Here is a 20,997-nt window from a genome sequence, read left to right as displayed (position 1 = left end):
CGTGATTAATCAGACCCCTTACATAGGGGTTCCAGTCACGGGAAGGTCAAGAACCTAGATTGAAAACTTCGTCAGGAAAATACTTTGCTAGCCGAATGTCGGCAGTGCGGGCATGTCCTTCCATGCCTTCGATACGCGAAATGCGGGCGGTTGCTTCGGCGACTGATCTTGTCGCGTCACGCGTTGCGCGCTGCCAAGTCACTGTTTTCATGAATTTACCGACAGATAGGCCACCCGTATAGCGCGCCGCGCCTGATGTTGGCAGAACATGATTCGGTCCTGCCGCTTTGTCCCCGAAGGCGACCGTCGTTTCTTCGCCTAAAAACAGCGATCCATAGGTCGTGAGCCGATCAAGCCACCAGTCAAGATCATCGCATTGCACAGTCAGATGCTCAGGCGCGATAGTATCAGACGTATGCGCCATCTCTTCACGGTCAGCACAAAGGATCACCTCGGCATAATCGTTCCATGCGGCGGCGGCATTGGCTGCGTTCATATCAGGCAAGGTCGCGATCAGGGCCGGAACACGTGCTATCACGTCGTCGGCCAGCGCCCGGTCATCAGTTACCAGCCAAACGGGCGAATTCGGTCCATGCTCTGCCTGTCCAACAAGATCAGCGGCAACAATGGCCGGGTCAGCACCAGCATCAGCGAGCACGAGTGAATCGGTTGGCCCCGCGACCATATCAATGCCGACTTCGCCGAACAGAATCCGCTTTGCCTCGGCCACATATTGATTGCCCGGACCAACAAGAATATCCACGCGTGGCAAGCCGAACAGCCCCTTGGCCATAGCTGCAACAGCCTGTACGCCGCCCATGTTCAAGATGGTATCAGCCCCACACAAATCCATCGCATACAGGATCGCGGGCGGAATACCGTCAGGGCCAGATGGCGGAGAACACGCGGTAATATGTTTAACCCCGGCAGCCTTCGCCGTGGTGATTGTCATCATGGCGCTGGCGATATGCGCGTAGCGACCGCCGGGTACGTAACACCCAGCGGCACCGACAGGGATTTGACGTTGGCCTGCTAACAAACCCGGTAGAATTTCGACCTCGGTATCCACGATCGTGTCGCGCTGCGCCTGTGCAAATCGCAAAATATTGGCGTGGGCAAATTGAATATCCGCCTTCGTTTGCTCTGAAACCTGGTCTATCGCGTAATCAAGCGCGGTTCGCGAGACGATTGTCTCGCCCTTCCAATGATCAAACCGCTGCGCCATGGCGATTGCGGCAGCTTCACCGCTCTGCGCGATTTCAGCAAGCAATGCCTGTACGGCAGGTGCCACATCATTTTGATCCGTCTGGGCGGTACGGACCGCGCGTTTAAGGTATTCAACCATTTCAAAACCTATTGTGGCACAGGTTTGATTTGGCGCTAAAAATTTTAAAAGGCAAAGGGTTAGCGACCCTTTGCCTTTCTTGTTTTACTTCATCAAAAGCATTCTTCGGAAAGGCTTAACCTTTGCCCTTCCATGGTACCAAGACGCGCTCGATCCAGCGCATCAGCATGTCGATGCTAAAGCCAATTATCCCGATCAAGATGATACCCATTAGAACAATGTCCGTGCTTTGAAATTTAGACGCGACCATAATCATCATGCCCGCGCCATTTTCGGCGGCGACCAGTTCGGCGGCAACAACAGTCCCCCAACATACGCCCATTGCGACACGCGCACCTGTAAAGATTTCAGGCAATGAATTCGGGATGATAACATAACGCATGATCTGCCATTTCGAAGCACCTAGGGAATAGGCCGCATGCACCTTGGATATCCGAACCCCTGACACGCCGGAACGGGCAGCAATCGCCATGATCCACAGCGCAGCTAGGAACAGCAGGATGATTTTTCCGACCTCGCCAATGCCCGCCCATATGATCACGAGCGGGATCAACGCAAGCGGCGGCACTGGGCGCATGAATTCGACAATTGGATCAAACCAACCACGGAACCAGTTCGACAATCCCATCGCATAGCCCAAGGGGATCCCGACAATCGCACCAAGTAGGAAACCAACGACGACACGAAACAAAGAATACCCCAAATGTTCCATCAATGTTGAGTTTCGAAACCCATCAGTCGCGATTTCGGTCATGCGTTTCCAGACAGCTTCTGGCGCGGGCAACCATATGGGCTCCATTTGTATACCTGTCGCGGGGATAATGTTCAGCGTCCCCTTCGCTGACATCGCGACAGTGCCAAAATCAACCTTAACCGACCCTTCCGGGGTAATTGGCTGGCCGTTGACCGCCGTAATAAAGGTATCTTCGTCGCGTCCCATTTCATCATTGCGATCAACCCGTAGCAGCGCGCTGCGATAGCTAGCAATTGCAATGGAATCGTCTTTGGCGATGCCGTCTCCCGGGCTAACCTCGGGTGCTTCGGTTTCAATCGTTGCAGGGTGCACGATGACCGACACCGTCGCATCATCGGTCTGCCCGTCGGGCGTTGTGATAGTATAGGTAAACGAACCATTCCCGGTAAATGCGCCGGGCGCATGCATGAAGCCCGGCAATAACTTTGACCCAGTAAACGCGCCCCACAGCACAAAGATCAGCACCACTGACACAACAGAAGCGACTGTGTTTGATGTCACTGCGCTTTCGTCACCAAAGGTCACTGTTTTGAGCGAGCTATAGTCATGTTTCGGCGTCAAAAGCCGTTTGATACCACTCCAGATTGCCATCATCACCAAGATCAGAACGACATAGCCGATAATGTATGGTGCCGCTTTGAACAGGGTAGAAAGAACGGCCCAAAGTTCTGAACCTAAGTCTGAAAGCAGCTCCATTACGCGTTCTCCGTCCGGCCCATGATTTCTTCTTCCATGTCCCAAATCATCGCGAGGATTTCTTCGCGGGTTTCATTGAACCGTGGATCCTTTTTGACCTCTCTGAGGTCTTGATTTACGCCCATTTCAGCGAAAGGCAGGTTGTATTCACGGTGGATACGACCCGGACGCGGGGCCATCACGATCAGTCGCTCACCCAGTAGCAGTGCTTCCTCGACGGAATGGGTGATCAAGATGATCGTCTTGCCGGTCTCTTTCCACAGTTTCAGAACAAGGCCCTGCATCTTTTCGCGGGTCAAGGCATCAAGCGCGCCAAGCGGTTCATCCATCAGAATGACGTCCGGCTCATTAGCCAGACAACGGGCAAGTGCCACGCGCTGCTGCATCCCGCCAGACAATTCGTAGACAGCCTTTTCTTTGAAATCCTGTAGCCCAACCACATCCAACAGGTGATCAACGATCTGTGCCTTCTCGGCTTTTGCCATGCCCTTCATCGACGGGCCAAAGCCAACGTTTTCGCGTACGCTCATCCATTCAAACAGCGCCCCTTGTTGAAAGACCATGCCTCGCTCTGCGCCTGGCCCGGTGACTTTCTTGCCGTTTAAGACGATCTTCCCGTCAGTCGGTGCAAGAAACCCCGCGACAATGTTCAACAGGGTCGTTTTTCCGCAACCCGATGGGCCAAGCACCGACAATAATTCGCCGGCTTTTAGATCAATCGAGACATCTTTTAACGCCTGCACTGATGACCCATTCGGCAGATCAAACCGCATTGAGAGTTTGTCTATCTGAAGTCCTGACATATCCCGCTCCTATAATTTTCTAGAAAATTATTTGCACGTCGCATCATGCATAAGAATTTTCTAGAAAATTCTTGCCCCGGCGCGGGTAAACTGACCGCGCCGGGAACAAAGGATTTACATGTCGTTCAGTGTCGCCAGTGGCCCAGTGTTCACATTGCCAGCATAGCTATCTAGCGCGCTGTCAATTGATCCTGATTCAACGAACACATCGGCGACGCCCTTCATGAACGCTGGTGCGGCGGCACCTAGCCAAGCGTCAGACAATTGTTCGGCGACCGATGGAAACACAAATGTCGCCATCGTTTCAGCCGTCGCGTCTTCGTCCATACCGGCGTCATTGGCGATCACGGGCAGCATTGCCTCGACACCAGAACCGTCGTTCCATGCAGCGTTTGCCTCGGCAGTGACGGCAAGGAATTTAGCAACCAGTTCTGGATTCTCAGCGACAAAACTTGCGGGTGCAGATGTGACATCGAACACAAGAATGCCAAGCTCCTCTTTCTCCGCGCCGGTCAACAGGACGTTCCCATATTCCTTCATGCGGCGCAGCGAACCGCCCCAGCCACAAGCCATATCAACTGAACCCTGTGCGATTGCAGCGGCACCATCCGGCGGCGCCATATCGACGATATCAAGCGAGGCAAGATCGACGCCGAAGTGTTCCATCTGACGCAGGAAGCCATAGTGCGCTGCCGTACCCAGCGGCACAGCTACTTTCTTGCCTGCCAGTTCGTCAGCGCTGTCTTTGTCGATCTCAAGCCCGGACGCAACGACGCAGTTGTCGTTCTCGGCATAAGACACCGCTACGTCCAGAATTTGCAGGTCTTGCCCGGCGGATGCGGCAACCACGAATGGTGGCACGCCTTGGCTGACTGAAATCTGGACGTCGCCAGATGCCATCGCTGCCGACATCGCGGTACCCGCGTCAAAGCTGACCCAATTCACCTTCATACCAAGCGCTTCGTCATAGGTGCCATTCACCTTAGCGTATTGGAACGGCATCGGCCATTCGAGGAAATAGCCAACGGTAATTTCCCCGTGTCCTTCTGCGACTGCAGATGTGGCGCCGGTCATCATCGCCATGCCAGCGGCGGCACCCATGAATACTGTTTTGAGTTTCATTTTCGTCTCCCGTGTTGGGTCTTAGCAAATAAGACCATGAGTTGGGCAGGTTTACCCTGCCTCGACCATTATTAGCTGACCATGTTTCACCCTAGGTTCATAGCCCCAAGAAAGATCAGCGGCATGTTCGCCCCAAGGCTTTCATATGCCCCTGCAGGGCCGCGCCTTGTGCGGCATACGACAAGTTATCCAAAGCCAAAGAAATTCGGCCCGCTGCGTCAATCATAACAAACAGCCCTTATTTTCAAGGGGCTATATCGCCAAACACACCTATATGAAATTTTATTCATTTTATTCAATGCACTATAATCAATCACCTTGCCAAAGAACAAGGCCACCTTGCGTTTTCTGGCTATATGCATATGCGGAAACTGGCCCTACTGACATTGCAAATTCTATAGGCAAAGTGCAAAGGACAGAGGCAGTCGCGAATTAGATTCGCGCTGTCCGTTTTTCGTTACATAGATGGAGCCTCCGACATGGACACCACCAATTTCTTTAATGATCCCGGCCATGTGATCGAGGCAGACCGCGCGCACATCTGGCATCACCTAAGCCAGCATAAGACTTATGAAACCGCTGACCCGCGCATCATGGTCGAAGGCAAAGGCCTACGCGTTTGGGATATCAAAGGCAAAGAACATCTAGATGCCGTGTCCGGTGGCGTTTGGACCGTTAATGTCGGCTATGGCCGCGAACGCATCGGTACCGCGATTGCCGAGGCCGTGACCAAGATGTGTTTCTTCGGCGGAACTGCCGGAACCATCCCAGGTGCACAATTTGCAGAGATGCTGGTCGACAAGATGCCCGGTCTTGATCGTGTTTACTATGCTAACTCTGGTTCCGAAGCGAACGAGAAAGCCTTTAAAATGGTTCGCCAGATCAGCCACAAGCATCATGGCGGCAAGAAATACAAAATTCTGTACCGCGACCGCGACTATCACGGCACAACGCTAGGTGCGCTGTCTGCGGGCGGACAGGACGAACGCAATGCACAGTACGGCCCATTTGCGCCCGGATTCGTGCGCGTACCGCATTGCCTTGAATACCGCGCTGAAAACGGCCTGACAGGCGAAGCATACGGCCATGCCGCCGCCCAAGCGATCGAAGATGTGATCCTACGCGAAGGTCCAGACACTGTTGGTGCGCTGTGCCTAGAACCCATTACAGCGGGCGGTGGTATTATTGTTCCACCCAAAGGATACTGGGAGCGCGTGCAAGAGATTTGCGAAAAATACGATATCCTTTTGCACATCGATGAAGTCGTCTGCGGCATGGGGCGTACCGGGACTTGGTTCGGTTATCAGCAATTTGGGATCAAGCCAGATATTGTCACGATGGCCAAAGGCGTTGCGTCTGGATATGCCGCAATTTCATGCTGTGTCACAACGAATGCTGTCTTTGAGCAGTTCAAAGACGACACTGATAAACTGAGCTACTTCCGTGATATTTCGACTTTTGGCGGCTGTACAGGTGGCCCTGCTGCTGCGATCGAAAACATGAATATTCTTGTCGAAGAAGACTTACTTACGAACTCAACCGCTATGGGCGAACATCTGATGGGTAACCTTGCGGGCCTGATGGATGAACACAAATGGATCGGCGACATTCGCGGCATGGGACTGTTCGCAGGTGCGGAACTGGTCACAGACCGTGACACCAAAGAACCCGTTGATGAAAAATACATCGCGGCTATCGTTGCGGATTGCATGAACCAAGGCGTGATTGTCGGTGGCACAAACAGATCTGTACCTGGCTATAACAACACAATTTTGTTTGCCCCATCTTTGGTCGCAACAAAAGACGATATGAACCAAGTCACAGAGGCGGTCGGGAACGCGATCAAACGCGTGCTTGGCTAACACCGCAGAACTTTGCAGGTGCCGCATTGGCGCTTGCCTTGGCCCTTTGTTAAGTCCAAAATTGAGACAACTTAGGGCCAATTTATGTCAATCGCTGTCGATACTTTCTTTCTTGACCCATCTGCCGTAGGCACGTTGCAGGCGCGCGTGCAACAGATGGTCGCGCAAGGCATCCTTGCCGGACGGTTTCGGGCAGGCGAACGGCTTCCTTCGTCGCGGAAAATGGCTGCCCATCTAGGGGTTAGCCGGATTACAGTCACGCTTGCCTATACTGAATTGGTCGCCGATGACTATCTAACATCGCGCGGACGATCTGGTTTTTTCGTATCCGAAAACGCGCCTGAACCGCCAGCTTTTCCCGCAAAACGCGCCCAAGTCGGCACTGTCGATTGGAGCCGTGCGATCGGGCAACGGTTTGCGCCGGGGCTGAATATGGACAAGCCCGCAGATTGGGCCAGTTATAAATATCCTTTCATCTACGGCCAAGCCGACAAAACCTTATTTGATACTGCCAACTGGCGACTATGCGCGCTGCGGGCGCTTGGGATGCGTGATTTCAGTGCGATGACCGCTGATTATTACGATGGCGACGATCCACAGTTGATTGAGTTCATCGCGCGCCAAACGTTACCTCGACGTGGGATTCTAGCGGACGAAGACGAAATTCTTGTCACGATGGGCGCACAAAACGCGCTCTGGCTTTCGGCGCAGGTACTGCTGAATAGCCGACGGATGGCCGCAATCGAAGACCCCTGCTATCCAGCACTTCGCAATATTCTGGACCAATCGCGCTGCCAATACACGCCCGTGCCGGTGGATGGGGATGGGCTTCCGCCAGATGCGCTTCCTGATGATACAGATGTCGTGTTTGCGACCCCTAGTCACCAATGCCCAACAACATCGACAATGTCCGTGGACCGTCGCAAAGCCCTGCTGCGTAAGGCCGAAGAAGACGATTTTCTGATCGTTGAAGATGACTATGAATTCGAGATGTCATTTCTAAAGCCGCCCTCTCCGTCGCTCAAATCGCTCGATCAGAACGGGCGGGTGATCTACGTCGGATCATTCTCAAAGTCGTTATTTCCGGGACTACGGCTGGGATACCTTGTCGGACCTGCCCCATTCATCCGCGAGGCGCGCGCGCTGCGGGCGACTATATTGCGCCACCCACCGGGGCACATTCAGCGCACAGTTAGCTATTACCTGTCGCTTGGGCATTATGACGCGCTGATCCGACGCATGAGCAAGGCCTACCATGCGCGGCGTCAGGTCATGGATGCAGCTCTAAAGGAATATGGCCTAAACGTTGCTGGGCACGGAACCTACGGCGGATCAGCGGTATGGTTACGTGCACCAGATGGCACAGACACAGCGCAACTATCTGCCCAGCTGCGCGAGGATCGCGTATTAATGGAACCCGGCGCGCCGTTCTTTGCGTCGGAAACACCACCGACCGAATATTTTCGCCTTGCCTATTCTTCGATCCCGTCATCGAAAATTGCGCCGGGCGTGCGATTAATTGCACGAGCGCTCGCAGAGCGTTAAGTCAGACAACCGGCCTTAATTGGCCATAAGAACTCAACACAACTGGCCCTATTGGAAGCCCCACCCAGTTTCTAATGTGACCCCAATGTATATCGGGCACCGCGCGCGCTGTGACTGATCAAACCCAAAGGACCTTTCCTCATGAAAATGACCACCGAAGAAGCATTCGTCAAAACCCTGCAAATGCACGGGATTAAGCATGCTTTCGGGATCATCGGATCCGCGATGATGCCGATCTCGGATATCTTTCCGAAGGCAGGAATCAGTTTCTGGGACTGTGCGCACGAAGGGTCCGCAGGCATGATGGCAGACGGTTACACCCGTGCCACTGGTGAAATGTCGATGATGATCGCGCAAAACGGGCCGGGGATCACTAACTTTGTGACGGCCGTGAAGACAGCATATTGGAACCACACACCACTGCTGTTGGTCACGCCACAAGCCGCGAACAAGACAATCGGTCAGGGTGGTTTCCAAGAGGTCGAGCAGATGAAACTGTTCGAAGACATGGTCGCCTATCAAGAAGAGGTGCGCGACCCATCCCGCGTCGCCGAAGTGCTGAACCGCGTTATCATGAAAGCCAAACGTGCCAGTGCGCCCGCGCAAATCAATGTTCCGCGTGATTTCTGGACACAAGTCATCGACATCGAACTACCGATGATCGTTGATTTCGAACGCCCTGCAGGCGGCGAGACCGCGATTACCAAGGCTGCCGAGCTACTATCAAACGCTAAGTTCCCAGTGATCCTAAACGGCGCCGGTGTGGTTCTGGCCGAAGGTGGCATTGCAGCGTCCAAGGCATTGGCCGAACGTCTAGATGCCCCTGTTTGCGTTGGCTACCAGCACAACGACGCATTTCCCGGCACCCACCCGTTGTTCGCAGGCCCATTGGGATATAACGGATCAAAAGCAGGGATGGAGCTGATCAGCAAGGCAGATGTTGTGCTGGCACTGGGCACACGCTTGAACCCATTCTCGACCCTGCCGGGCTATGGCATCGACTATTGGCCTGAAAACGCCAAAGTTATTCAGGTGGATATTAACCCCGACCGGATTGGTCTGACCAAAAAGGTCAGTGTCGGTATTGTCGCTGATGCAGCCAAAGCAGCAACTGGTATTCTGGAGCAACTATCAGATGACGCAGGCGATCCAGGCCGCGATGAACGCAAAGCGCTGATTGGAAACCTGAAATCCGCGTGGGCACAAGAACTGACCAGCCTTGACCACGAAGAAGACGATCCGGGCACCACTTGGAACGAACGCGCCCGTGCGGCCCGCCCCGATTGGATGAGCCCGCGCATGGCGTGGCGCGCGATCCAATCCGCGATGCCAGAGAACGCGATCATCAGCTCTGACATCGGCAACAACTGTGCCATCGGCAATGCCTATCCATCCTTCCCAACAGGTCGCAAATATCTGGCCCCCGGCCTATTCGGCCCATGTGGTTATGGCCTGCCGTCCATCGTAGGCGCAAAGATTGGCCAGCCGGATGTTCCTGTGATTGGGTTCGCCGGTGACGGTGCGTTTGGTATTTCGGTGAATGAACTGACCGCGATCGGCCGTGACGAATGGCCCGCCATCACGCAGATCGTTTTCCGCAACTACCAGTGGGGCGCCGAAAAGCGGAATTCGACCCTTTGGTTCGACGATAACTTTGTTGGTACCGAACTGGACATGAAGGTCAGCTATGCTGGTATCGCGCAGGCCTGTGGTTTGAAGGGCGTTCAGGCGAAAACAATGGACGAACTGACCGCTGTTCTAAACCAAGCGATCAAGGATCAGATGGAAAACAACGAAACCACCCTGATCGAAGTTATCTTGAACCAAGAACTCGGTGAACCATTCCGTCGTGACGCAATGAAGAAACCTGTGCGCGTCGCGGGCGTATCTTCTGATGACATGGCTGCCGAGTAAGCTTTGCCATTTGACTTAAGCCTTGGCACAACCGCGGCCCTTGCAATTGCATTGCTTGGGGCAGCGTTTGTGCGAGGCTATTCTGGGTTTGGGTTTTCGGCAATTTTCATCGCTTTTGCGGCACTGCTGACCAACCCGCTGCCGTTGATCCCCGTCGTCTTTGCTTGCGAAATGATGATGACCGGGTTCCAAGCGCGTGGCATTCGTGGCCAGATCGACTGGCGCCGGGTCATACCTCTGCTTGTTGGGGCGGCTGTTGCGCTTCCCTTTGCGGTTAGCATCGTTCTTTCGGTCGGGGACGAAACGGTGCGGATGGTGATCTCGGCGATTATCCTTACGCTATCGCTGGTTTTGCTTTCTGGATGGACGCTTCAACGCATCATCGGCCCCATTGGGCATGCTGGCGTTGGCGTAATCTCTGGCGTTTGCAATAGCGCGGGTGTTGGCGGACTACCTGTCGCGGCATTCCTATCGGCGCAGCCCATGCAAGCCCCGCAGTTTCGAGCGACGATGATCGTGTTCCTGACGGGGCTCGATATGATGACACTACCGCTGATGTGGCATGGTGGCCTTGTCAGTGGGGATACTGTGCGGGCTGCGGCTTTGGCCTTTCCTATTCTGGGATTAGGCGTCTGGTTGGGCGGTCGCCAGTTTTTGGCCGCTTCCCCGCTTACCTTTCGTCGGTTTGCCGTTTTTCTCTTGCTGATCTTGTCAGCGCTTGGCCTACTTAGGCCGATGATGACATGAAAGGCATAGCCGAATGACCCTCCCCTTCCCGTTTCTTGCCACCGAAACAGCGCCCTGCCCAGCAGGGCTGCTCGCCAAAGCACAAAGCCTTCCAGCGCCAAAAGTTGCCTTGGTCAACGCGGGTTCAGTGAACCCACTGCAAGGTATCCGCGAAGCCGCTGATCTGGGCCTTGCCGACCCTGTACTGATTGGGGACGCTGACAAGATCAACGATACTGCGAAACAAATCGGTTGGGACATCAGCCCCTATCGGATTGAGCACGCACCCCATGCTGCTGCCGCCTCGCGAGCGGCAGAGCTTGCCCGCGCTGGCGAGGTCGATAGCATCATGAAGGGCCAAATTCATACGTCTACGTTTCTGAAAGGGTTGCTGCCTTCGGCGGCAGGCCTGCGTGAAAAAGGGACGCGTTGCGGTCATATTTTTCACATCACGCGCCCCGGATCGGAACGGCCACTATTCTTGACCGATGCCGCGCTAAACGTGGATCCCGACGTAGACACACGTAAAGCCTGCCTTAGCCACGCTGTACGGTTGGCCGAAATATTAGGCGATACACAGGTCAAAGCGGGCATTCTTGCCCCCACCGAGGATCCAATCCCGTCGATCCCAAACACGATGGAAGCCGCAGAAATCGCAGAATGGGCCAAAGATGCATTGCCGAACGCAACGGTCCAAGGGCCAATGGCGCTCGACCTGATATTCAGCGCGGCTGCAGCCAAGGCAAAGAACTATGCCTCTGACGTGGCGGGCGACGCTGACATTATGCTGACGCCAAATATCACGTCCGGGAACGCGCTGTTCAAACTTATGGTGCTTGGCATGGGGTGCTGCGCCGGCGGGCTAGTTATGGGGCTAAAGGTTCCGGTCCTTCTTACCTCGCGCAGTCAACAGGCACCCGCACGCATCTGTTCGGCCGCCTTAGGTGCAATCGTGGCGGCGGCATCATGATCCTAGTCGTCAACGCCGGATCATCATCGTTAAAGGTCAGCCTGTTTCAGGCCGACCTTACGCAAATCGCCGATGGAATCGTGAGCGAGATTGGCACGAATAGCACATTGAATCTGGGCGAGAACAAATCCAACGTCGACGCCCCAGATCACGCCAGTGCACTTGCGCAAATGATGACGGCGCTTGACGACGCGGGTCATAAAACAACAGATATTACCGCCGTGGGGCACCGTGTTGTACATGGTGGCACATATTTTACAGAACCCGCACGCGTGACACCGCAGGTCATCGATGCGATCCGTGCCTGCATTCCGCTCGCCCCACTGCACAACCCGGTGAACCTGCTCGGGATCGAGGCTTTGGCCAAGACCCACCCAGACCTGCCACAGTTTGTGAGCTTTGATACTGCATTTCACGCGACGAACCCCGATGTCGCCACGCGCTATGCCATTCCTGATGCGCAATACGCCGCGGGCATTCAACGCTATGGATTTCACGGATCGTCCTATGCCAACATGGTTTCAGAGTTTGGGGATGACCTTCCTCCCCGTCTATTGGCGCTGCATCTTGGCAATGGGGCCAGCCTTTGCGCGATCAAAGATGGGAAATCCGTCGCAAGCTCGATGGGTTATTCGCCCATGTCAGGGCTGGTGATGGGCACCCGCTGCGGTGAAATCGACGGGGCCGCCGTTTTGCGGATCGCGGATGAACTGGGGCTGGCAGGCGCAGATAGGCTGTTAAACAAACAAAGTGGGCTGAAAGGTCTGGCTGGCGACAACAATATGAAAAACCTGCTAGAACGCGACGATGATGACGCGCGCTTTGCGGTTGATCACTTTTGCTATTGGGCCGCACGGCAAGCCGGGTCAGCGATTGTCGCGATGGGCGGTGTCGACGCCGTAGCCTTTACGGGTGGTATAGGTGAAAACGCGGCCCCCATTCGTGATAAAATCATGGCGCATCTCACATGCTTTGGCGCGCCACCTATCCATGTGATCGCCGCAGACGAGGAAAAACAGATCGCTCGTGATGCGCTTGCCCTAATGAATAGGCCCTGAATGATTGATACCCTGCTCAGCGTAACGAACCTTACCAGCCAAGCGTTCATAATCCTTGGGGTTATCGTTCTTCTTGCCGGGGTCGTGCGCGGGTTTTCGGGGTTTGCATGTGGCCTATTATTTGCGGCCCCAACGACCATGGGTTTCCTGATCCGGCAGCGTTTAGTCACTGAAAGGCTTGTCCCTTACTATCGGCCGTTTTGCCTTATCTTATTGGTCGGCCTCGCTCTTATCGGCTTAATCCGAACCCAAATCGCGTGAAAGGAAGACACATGTCACTAGACCAGCCCAGCGTCGACACGTCCCCCTTTGTATCAGACGAGGTGCGCAAAACGACCTGCTACAGAACTACATCGACAACGGTGGTTTTTGGGTTTCACATGTTCCCGAAGAGGCCGCCTATTACAAACCCTTCAACATGGCCTATCAGGAATGGGCGGTGAAAATAGGCTGCTACGATGTGGTCCAGCCTTATATCTTTCAGCTTTACGTCGAACCAATGCGCAAATTCCAAGCCGCCGCTGAAGGCAACGGATTACGCCAGCCCCCAGACCACCTGCGCAAACAAATCCAACGAACAATGGACCCGCTGCCTATCTGGTATGCCCCGATCGAAGATGATCACATCGACCAAAATGAATACCCCATCCATGCATTAACACAACGCCCGATGGCGATGTATCATTCATGGGGTTCGCAGAATGCTTGGCTCAGGCAAATCCATGGGGTGAACCCGCTGTACCTGCCGACTAAAATTTGGAACGAAAAGAATTTCAAGGACGGTGACTGGGCCAAGGTGACGTCTGCACACGGCACAATCACCGTACCCGTTGCCCATCAGGCCAGCCTGAACGAGAATACGATCTGGACATGGAACGCCATCGGCAAACGCAAGGGCACTTGGGGCTTAGACAAAGACGCACCTGAAGCAACCAAAGGGTTCCTGCTTAATCACCTGATCCACGAACTATTGCCGCCCAAAGGCGACGGGTTGCGCTGGGCGAACTCTGACCCGATCACCGGCCAAGCCGCGTGGTTTGATCTGCGTGTGAAAATTGCCAAAACCACCCCACCAACAGAAGTGCAGCCAGAATTGCCCGAGATAAAATCGCCCGTAGGCAAAGGACCGACCTCTTTAGAATGGAAGGTCGGGGCATGATTGCGAACGTGGTGTCAACTTACGCAGAATGTGGGGCGAGCTATGTCAGTTTCGCCAATGATAATGGCCAAACTCACTATGTCATCCTTTCGCGTTCCGACGAGGCTGACGCGCAGGACCATGCGCTGGGGCTGAATGGGCTGTACATAGAAGTGAATGAGCAGTCCAATGGCAGTTACGATTGCCTCATGTCTGTCAGTCTTGACCCAAAGGGCGCCACATTAGCCGTGGCCAATATCGCCGGTACCGACGAACAGAACCTATTACGGATCGATATACCGCCGCAAGTATCAGGGCGAGCAGTGGCTCTGGACGGGTTACGGCAAATTTGCCGCGCTGCAGGCGTACCAGTTAGGGAATGAAGCGATGAACAAGACAAAAACACTTCTCCTTATCGCTGCATTCGTGACGCTCACACTCGGTAGTTTTATCTGGTTCATCGTCACATGGGATCCAGCCAAAGAACAACCGATTGGCCAGCTCACGCCAGCACAAATCGAAAGGGCCATCGCATGACCCAACTTCCTCCGCCCTCCGCCAAAAAGCTCGGGTTGGTCATTGATCTGGATACCTGTGTGGGCTGCCATGCCTGCGTTGTGTCCTGCAAAGGCTGGAACACCGAAAACTACGGTGCGCCCCTATCTGACCAAGACCCGTATGGCGCGGAACCATCCGGAACATTCCTCAACCGGGTACATTCCTATGAAGTCCAACCCGAAGCGGGCCCAGCGCAACTGGTCCACTTTCCCAAATCCTGTTTACACTGCGAAGATGCGCCCTGCGTGACCGTTTGCCCTACCGGGGCGAGTTATAAGCGGTCCGAAGATGGCATCGTGTTGGTAAACGAAAAGGACTGTATCGGCTGCGGGCTTTGCGCTTGGGCCTGTCCCTATGGCGCGCGCGAATTGGATGCGGACGCGGGCGTGATGAAGAAATGCACCCTTTGCGTTGATCGTATCTATAACGAAAACCTACCCGAGGAAGACTGCCAACCTGCTTGCGTTCGGACCTGCCCATCAGGCGCGCGCCATTTTGGTGACTTGGCGGATGAAACAAGTGAAGTTTCGCAATTGGTCGCCGAACGCGGCGGGTTTGATTTGATGCCAGAATTAGGCACCAAGCCGGTCAACAAATACCTACCACCACGGCCCAAAGACGTGGCGGTGCCTGCCCAGCATCTAGAACCTGTCGCACACAACGGAAAAGGTTTTGTTGCGTGGCTTGATCGGGCGCTGTCTGCCCTGCCGGGGAGAACCAATTAATGCACCCAGCGCCATCGGTTATCATTTTCACCACGTTTTCAGGTCTGGGCTTTGGGCTGCTTTTTTGGCTCGGCATCGGGGCAATCGTACCAACGGGACTATCGGCATTTATCTGGTTCACAAGCGCTTATGCTTGCGCGGTCGGTGGGTTGCTTGCATCCACCTTTCACCTTGGTCGCCCTGAACGCGCCATCAAAGCATTCAGCCAATGGAAAACAAGCTGGCTAAGCCGCGAAGGCATCGCCGCAGTCCTCGCCTTGGTGATCATGGCGATCTACGGTGCAGGTTTGGTATTTACGGGAACGCGCGTCGCGTTTCTCGGGTGGCTTGGCGCGTTCGGCGCAATCGCGACCGTATTCACAACGTCAATGATCTATACGCAGCTAAAGACAGTACCCCGCTGGCACCATTGGACAACACCGGTACTCTTCTTGGGGCTATCCTTCGGTGGCGGCGCATTGCTGGCCGGTCAGGTCACCAATGCAATCGTGTTACTGGCTTTGGCTGGCGTGCTTCAGGCATATGCGTGGATAGCCGGCGATCAGCGGTTCCTTAACTCGGGCAGTGATATGCAAACGGCCACAGGGCTAGGTCACATCGGCAAGGTCCGCGCGTTTGAACCACCACATACTGGCAGTAACTACCTCATGCGTGAATTCATCTACGTTGTAGGGCGCAAGCACGCAAAACGGCTGCAAATCATCGCGACAGCCTTGGGCTTCATTGCCCCAATCATTCTGTTCATCCTACCGTTTAACCACATCTTTGCGGCGCTTGCTGTGCTTTGCCACATTGCCGGGGTCCTTTGCCTGCGCTGGCTGTTCTTTGCCCAAACAGAGCACGTCGTCGGCCTATATTACGGCAAACGTTGAATTACGCGACAAGTCGCACTTTAACTTTAGGGCACGGTAATCTACCAAACTCTTGCCTGATAAAACCTAGGGGCGGATCACGCCATTGGGTTACCGCACTACGCCGATCTGTCATACTTAAGGATATTCCATGCAACGTCCCATCATCGCCATTTTGCGCGGCATATCACCTAATGAGGCAGCACCTGCGGCGGCCGCGCTTATCGACGCGGGGATCACCCAGATCGAAGTCCCGCTCAACTCTCCTGATCCGTTCGATAGTATTAAGGCAATGGCCGATGCCTACGGCGAAACGGCATTGATCGGTGCCGGTACAGTTCTATCGCCCGACGATGTTGGCCGTGTCGCCCAGGCGGGCGGCAAACTCATCGTTTCGCCAAACTGCGATCAGCGCGTCATCTTCGCCAGCAAAACAGCAGGCATGCATAGTTGGCCGGGCGTCATGACACCAACCGAATGCTTCACAGCACTCAAAGCAGGCGCAGATGGGTTAAAGGTATTCCCGGCAAACCTGATCGGTCCTGACGGGATCAAAGCGTTCCGCGCTGTCCTTCCTCAAGGTACGCTCGTCTACGCCGTTGGTGGCGCAGGCCCTGAAAATTTCAAACAATGGCTGGACGCCAGCGCCGATGGATTCGGCATTGGCTCCGCACTTTATAAACCCGGCATGTCGATTGCGGATATTAGCGCCCGCGCCATCGACATTGTCGCCGCATTTGACGAGGCATCATCATGATTTTCGACGACATCCAATGCCAGCTTGGCGAAGGCCCACTTTGGCACCCAACACGCAATCAGCTTTTCTGGTTCGATATCCTCGGGCACCGGCTCCACACGAAAGGGAAGCATTGGCAGTTCGACACTTACGTCAGTGCCGCAAGTTGGGTAGACGATGACACGCTGATCGTTGCCTCTGCCAAGGCGCTCAATCGCTTCGATATCACCAGCGGAGAGCATAGCGAAATCTGCGCGCTCGACGCTGACAACAACATCACACGTTCCAACGACGGCCGCGCCGACCCGCAGGGTGGGTTCTGGATCGGCACCATGGGCATCAACGCCGAAGAAAACGCTGGCGCCATCTACCGCTACTACAAAGGTGAACTGCGCCAGCTGTTCACGCCAATCACGATCTCAAATGCCATCTGCTTTGCACCCGATGGCAAAACGGCTTACTTCACCGATACCCCAACTCAGAAAATCATGCGTGTCAGCCTCGATGCTGACGGCTGGCCAAACGGCGAGCCTGAACTCCACCTTGACCTGCGCGGAACGGATGACAGGCCCGATGGCGCCGTCATCGACCAAGACGGCAACATGTGGAACGCACAGTGGGGTCGCGGTCGTGTCGCCGGTTACAAACCAGACGGCACCTTTATCAAAGCCTTTGAATTCCCTGCCCCACAAACCACCTGCCCCTCGTTTGGCGGAAAAGACCTGTCAACGCTGTTTTGTACGTCAGCCGCAACAGGCCTGCCCGACAACGACACAAACGGCAAAACCTTCCAAACCGAGACCGACATCAAAGGCCAAGCTGAACATCGGGTTATTCTCTAGACCGCATCATCTTGCTCTAAATACTCAAAACTCCGCGCAAGCGGATCGAAACAGGATTGTTCCATGACAGCCTTCGGCACGACGAAAAACGGCGACGCGATTGAAAAAGTCACGCTTAGCGCAGGTGATCTAACCGTGAACATCCTGACGCTAGGCGCAATCGTGCAAGATGTACGTCTGGCAGGTGTCCCCCATCCGTTGACACTCGGCTCTGACAATTTGGCAGACTACCAAAACGGCATGGGATATCACGGCGCACTGGTTGGGCCGATCGCGAACCGGATCAGCAACGCACGCGTCCGGCTTGAAGGCATGATGTACGAACTAGAGCGCAACGAGAACGGAACCTGTCACCTTCATTCCGGCAGCGACGGAACACATGCCCAAATCTGGGAAATTACTGAACGCAGCGAAAGCAGCGTGACGCTTACGCTTGATCTACGCGACGGCGTCAATGGCCTGCCCGGCAGGCGCAAAATCACTGCCACGTTTACTGTGGCCGCGCCTGCCAGCCTCACGCTTGACGTCACAGGGTGTACGGACACCAAAACAGTGATGAGTTTTGCCAACCACAGTTATTGGAACATGGATGGGGCCGAAACATGGGAAGGGCACACACTGCAGATTGCAGCCGACAGTTACCTGCCTATCAATGACATGACTGCACCGACCGGCGACCAACTAAACGTGACTGCGACCGAGATGGATTTCCGCACAGCCCACAGCTTTGATAAGGGTTCCCCTGCGCTGGACCACAACTTTTGCCTTTCCGACAGCCCAACGAATTTGCGTGATGTGCTTACACTGACTGGGACCAGTGGTGTGTCTATGACCATCGCAACAACAGAGCCCGGCATTCAAGTCTATGATGGGCGCGGCGCGCAACGGCCCGGAAAAAGCACCTATGAGGGACTGGCGATTGAGCCTCAGCGCTGGCCCGACGCGCCAAACAATAGTACGTTCCCCTCAATCGCCATCACGCCTGATGCACCCTACCGCCAAACAACGCGGTGGACGTTCAGCGCTTAGCTACCGCGATAGGTCGAAAAGCTGAACGGAGAAACCAGCAGCGGTACATGATAGTGTGACGCTGGATCGTTTATGCCAAACCGGATCGGGATATCATCGAGGAAGCTGATTTCTTCGATTCGGGAAAAATACGCGCCAGCTTGAAAAACCAGTTCGTACTTGCCGGTTTTAAACGTGTCAGCGGGCAAGATGGCGCTATCTGTGCGGCCATCACCGTTGGTCACCATCGTAACTACATGTTCGCGCTGACCATCGTCCAAACAATAAAGATCAACGGTCATCCCAGCCGCCGGCAGGCCGCTTGCTGTGTCAAGAACGTGTGTGGTCAGAAAACCGGTCATATTTTACCCTCGTTAGCCTTTGAGGATGTTGCAAAAAACGACCTTCATTGTCACGCGATTTTCGCCGCACTGAAGGTTCAGGACAAAAATCCGACAAATGCACCAAGAATCGGTTTGACACCCCGCGCCCCATTGCTTAATCGGTCCTTCGTGGTTAGGCGCGGTAGCTCAGTTGGTTAGAGCGAACGACTCATAATCGTTAGGTCGGGAGTTCAAGTCTCCCTCACGCCACCACCACCAATCTCACTTCCTCTCAAGAAGACTCAGCCCGTGCTGCAGCGAATTGATGCTGTGCATGATAAACCTATCCGAAAGGATAGGGCTATTAGTACGAATACTAACACACTGTACTTAAGCGCATATTTCGCTGACGGGAAAAATCGGGCAAGTATGTATCTGTAAAGTTGAGCGTGGCATGTTTTTAACGCCACAAAAAAGAGAAGCGAGAGCCGAATGTTAGATGTTGTACTGATTGCCCTGTTAAGTGTTGTAGTTATTATCGGCTCTCCGCTCTCAAACGCACGTGGAAAGGCCGCTGTAGATTGGCTCCAGAACACTGTGAAACTTTATGCGCGGCGGATTCAGCTTCCAAACCGGAGCTAATTTAGCATTCACTTCTGTGGTCTCAGCAACGCTTGAAAATCAGCAGCTGCAGCACGATCATTACCTGAAAAATTAGATATGCTGCAGAGACTTCGTTTGCCGTTTAGCAACACTTTTTTGCAGCAAGAGGCAAACGCAACTGCGCCGCGTAAAAGCCTATCGCGCAACAAACAAAACCACCCGTCATTCACGACTTAAAAACTTTTTATTGCAACAATTTTGCAATCGATATTCGCAATCCTACCCGAACGGATAGTCTGAGTAGTACGGATACCGACAGACTGCACTTAAGGGCATATTTCATTAACGTGAAAATACGGTAGATATATCTCCATAAGGTTGAATGCGGCATGTTTGTAGCGCTGCAAGAAAGAGAAGCGAGAGCCGAATGTTAGATGTTGTATTGATTGCTTTGTTAAGTGTTGTAGTTGTTATCGGCTCTCCTCTCTCAAATGCGCGTGGTCAGGCGGCCGTACAATTGATTGTTAAGAATGCGCGGAATGGCGCAAATGCAGCCTTTCCTCGCTGCAAAAACAGACAACCCTAATAAGAAACGTACAATCATCCACCTAATCAAAAAAACACACTTTACCATTTTAAATTACAACAATAATAATCATTAATTGATTTTATATAAACAATAGATCGACAATCACACAATAAAACTGACAGCTTTAGCATTGGACAATTACAAGCCCGGAGCACGCTAGATATGAGCTTTAATAGTTAATCTATAATAAGAAAAAGCGCCGCACACTGGTCAAGTATAGAACAAAACATGATTATCTAAGCATCCGTTAATCCAGCACATTCCGGATCACTCCACTAAAAGACGTTAAAATCTTGGGCAATCACCCCCACTATGGCTTAGCATTGCGACCATCGCATGCAGAGTGATGAAAATTGCGTCGCACACACCGAAATATCAGCTAATAAACTGATTTTTAATTTTAATTTTGACAAGGGTTTATTTACTTAAAGAAATACCCTACCTTGCACCAACAATAATTTATTCATTTCCGCAGGTTTTTGCATGAACTACGTTTCATATATTGCGTGCACCATTTCAGGGCTCATTCTTTGCGCAATTAGCTTTATTGGCATTTATAATATACCCGCATCCCCGATCGCTTCATTAACGATCCTCCTCGAACCGTCAGGGTTTGGCCCGCTCTTTGATGCAAACTACTTTAAAGGCCTTATGGTCATCGGGTTTTGGCTAATACTATTTGTTTGGGCCAGAGCGGCCGCAGGAGCGGCATTAGCGATGGTTCTCTTCAAAATGATTGTGATCAATGGGTGGGTCCCACTTACGATTACTGTCGCTCTGTGCCTGCTTTTGACGTTTGTCGTAACAATTAGTGTCACCCCCGGCACAA

Annotated in this window: 19 protein-coding genes, 1 tRNA gene and 1 pseudogene; 16 read left to right on the top strand and 5 right to left on the bottom strand. The window is 53.7% G+C overall.

Going from position 1 to position 20,997, the window contains the following annotated elements:
• Positions 1–46: 46 nt before the first annotated feature.
• The 4 genes from hisD to CLV80_RS07205 form a co-directional block, all read right to left on the bottom strand.
• A complete protein-coding gene (gene hisD / locus CLV80_RS07220) occupies positions 47–1,345 on the bottom strand; it encodes a histidinol dehydrogenase (RefSeq protein ID WP_106356407.1) in 1,299 nt (432 codons plus the stop codon).
• A gap of 115 nt (positions 1,346–1,460) precedes the next feature.
• Entirely contained in the window at positions 1,461–2,693 is a 1,233-nt protein-coding gene (locus tag CLV80_RS07215) for an ABC transporter permease (protein ID WP_106356938.1), read from the bottom strand.
• 101 nt (positions 2,694–2,794) lie between these two features.
• The gene (locus tag CLV80_RS07210; protein WP_106356405.1) at positions 2,795–3,598 is read right to left on the bottom strand and encodes a taurine ABC transporter ATP-binding protein; all 804 of its coding nucleotides are present in this window, start codon (positions 3,596–3,598) and stop codon (positions 2,795–2,797) included.
• A gap of 114 nt (positions 3,599–3,712) precedes the next feature.
• Positions 3,713–4,720 carry a taurine ABC transporter substrate-binding protein gene (locus CLV80_RS07205; RefSeq protein ID WP_106356403.1) on the bottom strand — a complete coding sequence of 336 codons (1,008 nt, stop codon included), beginning with the start codon at positions 4,718–4,720 and terminating at the stop codon, positions 3,713–3,715.
• Between the two features lie 479 nt (positions 4,721–5,199).
• Here CLV80_RS07205 and CLV80_RS07200 point away from each other — a divergent pair, with 479 nt between their 5' ends.
• The 15 genes and pseudogenes from CLV80_RS07200 (at position 5,200) to CLV80_RS07135 (ending at position 18,674) form a co-directional block, all read left to right on the top strand.
• Positions 5,200–6,582 (top strand): aminotransferase family protein, encoded by a 1,383-nt coding sequence (locus tag CLV80_RS07200; protein WP_106356400.1) that lies wholly within the window; start codon positions 5,200–5,202, stop codon positions 6,580–6,582.
• A gap of 84 nt (positions 6,583–6,666) precedes the next feature.
• Positions 6,667–8,127, top strand: a complete 1,461-nt coding sequence (gene pdxR / locus CLV80_RS07195; RefSeq protein WP_106356398.1) for a MocR-like pyridoxine biosynthesis transcription factor PdxR — start codon at positions 6,667–6,669, stop codon at positions 8,125–8,127.
• Between the two features lie 141 nt (positions 8,128–8,268).
• Positions 8,269–10,041, top strand: coding sequence for a sulfoacetaldehyde acetyltransferase (gene xsc, locus CLV80_RS07190; protein WP_106356396.1), 1,773 nt, complete (start codon positions 8,269–8,271; stop codon positions 10,039–10,041).
• Between the two features lie 3 nt (positions 10,042–10,044).
• Positions 10,045–10,788 (top strand): sulfite exporter TauE/SafE family protein, encoded by a 744-nt coding sequence (locus tag CLV80_RS07185; protein WP_106356394.1) that lies wholly within the window; start codon positions 10,045–10,047, stop codon positions 10,786–10,788.
• Between the two features lie 13 nt (positions 10,789–10,801).
• On the top strand, positions 10,802–11,737 hold the full coding sequence (locus CLV80_RS07180) for a phosphate acyltransferase (RefSeq protein ID WP_106356392.1): 936 nt from the start codon (positions 10,802–10,804) through the stop codon (positions 11,735–11,737).
• Positions 11,734–12,795 carry an acetate/propionate family kinase gene (locus tag CLV80_RS07175; RefSeq protein WP_106356390.1) on the top strand — a complete coding sequence of 354 codons (1,062 nt, stop codon included), beginning with the start codon at positions 11,734–11,736 and terminating at the stop codon, positions 12,793–12,795. The genes CLV80_RS07180 and CLV80_RS07175 overlap by 4 nt, the downstream gene beginning before the upstream one ends.
• A complete protein-coding gene (locus CLV80_RS07170) occupies positions 12,796–13,056 on the top strand; it encodes a hypothetical protein (RefSeq protein ID WP_106356388.1) in 261 nt (86 codons plus the stop codon).
• Positions 13,057–13,114: 58 nt separating this feature from the next.
• Positions 13,115–13,954, top strand: a pseudogene (locus CLV80_RS07165) (formate dehydrogenase); the annotation flags it as partial.
• Positions 13,951–14,316: an Imm10 family immunity protein gene (locus CLV80_RS07160; RefSeq protein WP_165793343.1), complete on the top strand. Its 366-nt coding sequence runs from the start codon at positions 13,951–13,953 to the stop codon at positions 14,314–14,316. The pseudogene CLV80_RS07165 and the gene CLV80_RS07160, both read left to right, overlap by 4 nt.
• Before the next feature lie 4 nt (positions 14,317–14,320).
• Entirely contained in the window at positions 14,321–14,470 is a 150-nt protein-coding gene (locus CLV80_RS18435; protein ID WP_165793342.1) for a hypothetical protein, read from the top strand.
• Complete coding sequence (locus CLV80_RS07155; RefSeq protein WP_106356383.1) at positions 14,467–15,216, top strand: 4Fe-4S dicluster domain-containing protein; 750 nt, start codon at positions 14,467–14,469, stop codon at positions 15,214–15,216. The genes CLV80_RS18435 and CLV80_RS07155 overlap by 4 nt, the downstream gene beginning before the upstream one ends.
• Positions 15,216–16,088 carry a dimethyl sulfoxide reductase anchor subunit family protein gene (locus tag CLV80_RS07150; RefSeq protein WP_106356381.1) on the top strand — a complete coding sequence of 291 codons (873 nt, stop codon included), beginning with the start codon at positions 15,216–15,218 and terminating at the stop codon, positions 16,086–16,088. Before CLV80_RS07155 ends, CLV80_RS07150 begins: the two co-directional genes overlap by 1 nt.
• Positions 16,089–16,218: 130 nt before the next feature.
• On the top strand, positions 16,219–16,824 hold the full coding sequence (locus tag CLV80_RS07145) for a 2-dehydro-3-deoxy-6-phosphogalactonate aldolase (protein WP_106356379.1): 606 nt from the start codon (positions 16,219–16,221) through the stop codon (positions 16,822–16,824).
• Positions 16,821–17,645 carry an SMP-30/gluconolactonase/LRE family protein gene (locus CLV80_RS07140; RefSeq protein WP_106356376.1) on the top strand — a complete coding sequence of 275 codons (825 nt, stop codon included), beginning with the start codon at positions 16,821–16,823 and terminating at the stop codon, positions 17,643–17,645. The genes CLV80_RS07145 and CLV80_RS07140 overlap by 4 nt, the downstream gene beginning before the upstream one ends.
• A gap of 63 nt (positions 17,646–17,708) precedes the next feature.
• Positions 17,709–18,674, top strand: a complete 966-nt coding sequence (locus tag CLV80_RS07135) for an aldose epimerase family protein (RefSeq protein ID WP_106356374.1) — start codon at positions 17,709–17,711, stop codon at positions 18,672–18,674.
• Here the strand turns inward: CLV80_RS07135 and uraH are convergent.
• Entirely contained in the window at positions 18,671–19,015 is a 345-nt protein-coding gene (gene uraH, locus CLV80_RS07130; protein WP_106356372.1) for a hydroxyisourate hydrolase, read from the bottom strand. The genes CLV80_RS07135 and uraH overlap by 4 nt on opposite strands.
• A gap of 157 nt (positions 19,016–19,172) precedes the next feature.
• Between uraH and CLV80_RS07125 the strand changes: the two genes are divergently transcribed.
• Positions 19,173–19,249 (top strand) — tRNA-Met (locus CLV80_RS07125).
• Positions 19,250–20,997: the final 1,748 nt, after the last annotated feature.

It is taken from the genome of Yoonia maritima, from assembly GCF_003003285.1.
GTDB lineage: Bacteria > Pseudomonadota > Alphaproteobacteria > Rhodobacterales > Rhodobacteraceae > Yoonia > Yoonia maritima.
The sequence above is the reverse complement of the archived record's forward strand: the minus strand, read 5'-3'. Positions and strand labels throughout refer to the sequence as shown.

Coding starts and splice junctions, on each gene's coding strand:
- hisD (WP_106356407.1), bottom strand. CDS start 1,345: ATGGTTGAATACCTTAAACGCGCGGTCCGTACCGCCCAGACGGATCAA.
- CLV80_RS07215 (WP_106356938.1), bottom strand. CDS start 2,693: ATGATGGCAATCTGGAGTGGTATCAAACGGCTTTTGACGCCGAAACAT.
- CLV80_RS07210 (WP_106356405.1), bottom strand. CDS start 3,598: ATGTCAGGACTTCAGATAGACAAACTCTCAATGCGGTTTGATCTGCCG.
- CLV80_RS07205 (WP_106356403.1), bottom strand. CDS start 4,720: ATGAAACTCAAAACAGTATTCATGGGTGCCGCCGCTGGCATGGCGATG.
- CLV80_RS07200 (WP_106356400.1), top strand. CDS start 5,200: ATGGACACCACCAATTTCTTTAATGATCCCGGCCATGTGATCGAGGCA.
- pdxR (WP_106356398.1), top strand. CDS start 6,667: ATGTCAATCGCTGTCGATACTTTCTTTCTTGACCCATCTGCCGTAGGC.
- xsc (WP_106356396.1), top strand. CDS start 8,269: ATGAAAATGACCACCGAAGAAGCATTCGTCAAAACCCTGCAAATGCAC.
- CLV80_RS07180 (WP_106356392.1), top strand. CDS start 10,802: ATGACCCTCCCCTTCCCGTTTCTTGCCACCGAAACAGCGCCCTGCCCA.
- CLV80_RS07175 (WP_106356390.1), top strand. CDS start 11,734: ATGATCCTAGTCGTCAACGCCGGATCATCATCGTTAAAGGTCAGCCTG.
- CLV80_RS07170 (WP_106356388.1), top strand. CDS start 12,796: ATGATTGATACCCTGCTCAGCGTAACGAACCTTACCAGCCAAGCGTTC.
- CLV80_RS07160 (WP_165793343.1), top strand. CDS start 13,951: ATGATTGCGAACGTGGTGTCAACTTACGCAGAATGTGGGGCGAGCTAT.
- CLV80_RS18435 (WP_165793342.1), top strand. CDS start 14,321: ATGAACAAGACAAAAACACTTCTCCTTATCGCTGCATTCGTGACGCTC.
- CLV80_RS07155 (WP_106356383.1), top strand. CDS start 14,467: ATGACCCAACTTCCTCCGCCCTCCGCCAAAAAGCTCGGGTTGGTCATT.
- CLV80_RS07150 (WP_106356381.1), top strand. CDS start 15,216: ATGCACCCAGCGCCATCGGTTATCATTTTCACCACGTTTTCAGGTCTG.
- CLV80_RS07145 (WP_106356379.1), top strand. CDS start 16,219: ATGCAACGTCCCATCATCGCCATTTTGCGCGGCATATCACCTAATGAG.
- CLV80_RS07140 (WP_106356376.1), top strand. CDS start 16,821: ATGATTTTCGACGACATCCAATGCCAGCTTGGCGAAGGCCCACTTTGG.
- CLV80_RS07135 (WP_106356374.1), top strand. CDS start 17,709: ATGACAGCCTTCGGCACGACGAAAAACGGCGACGCGATTGAAAAAGTC.
- uraH (WP_106356372.1), bottom strand. CDS start 19,015: ATGACCGGTTTTCTGACCACACACGTTCTTGACACAGCAAGCGGCCTG.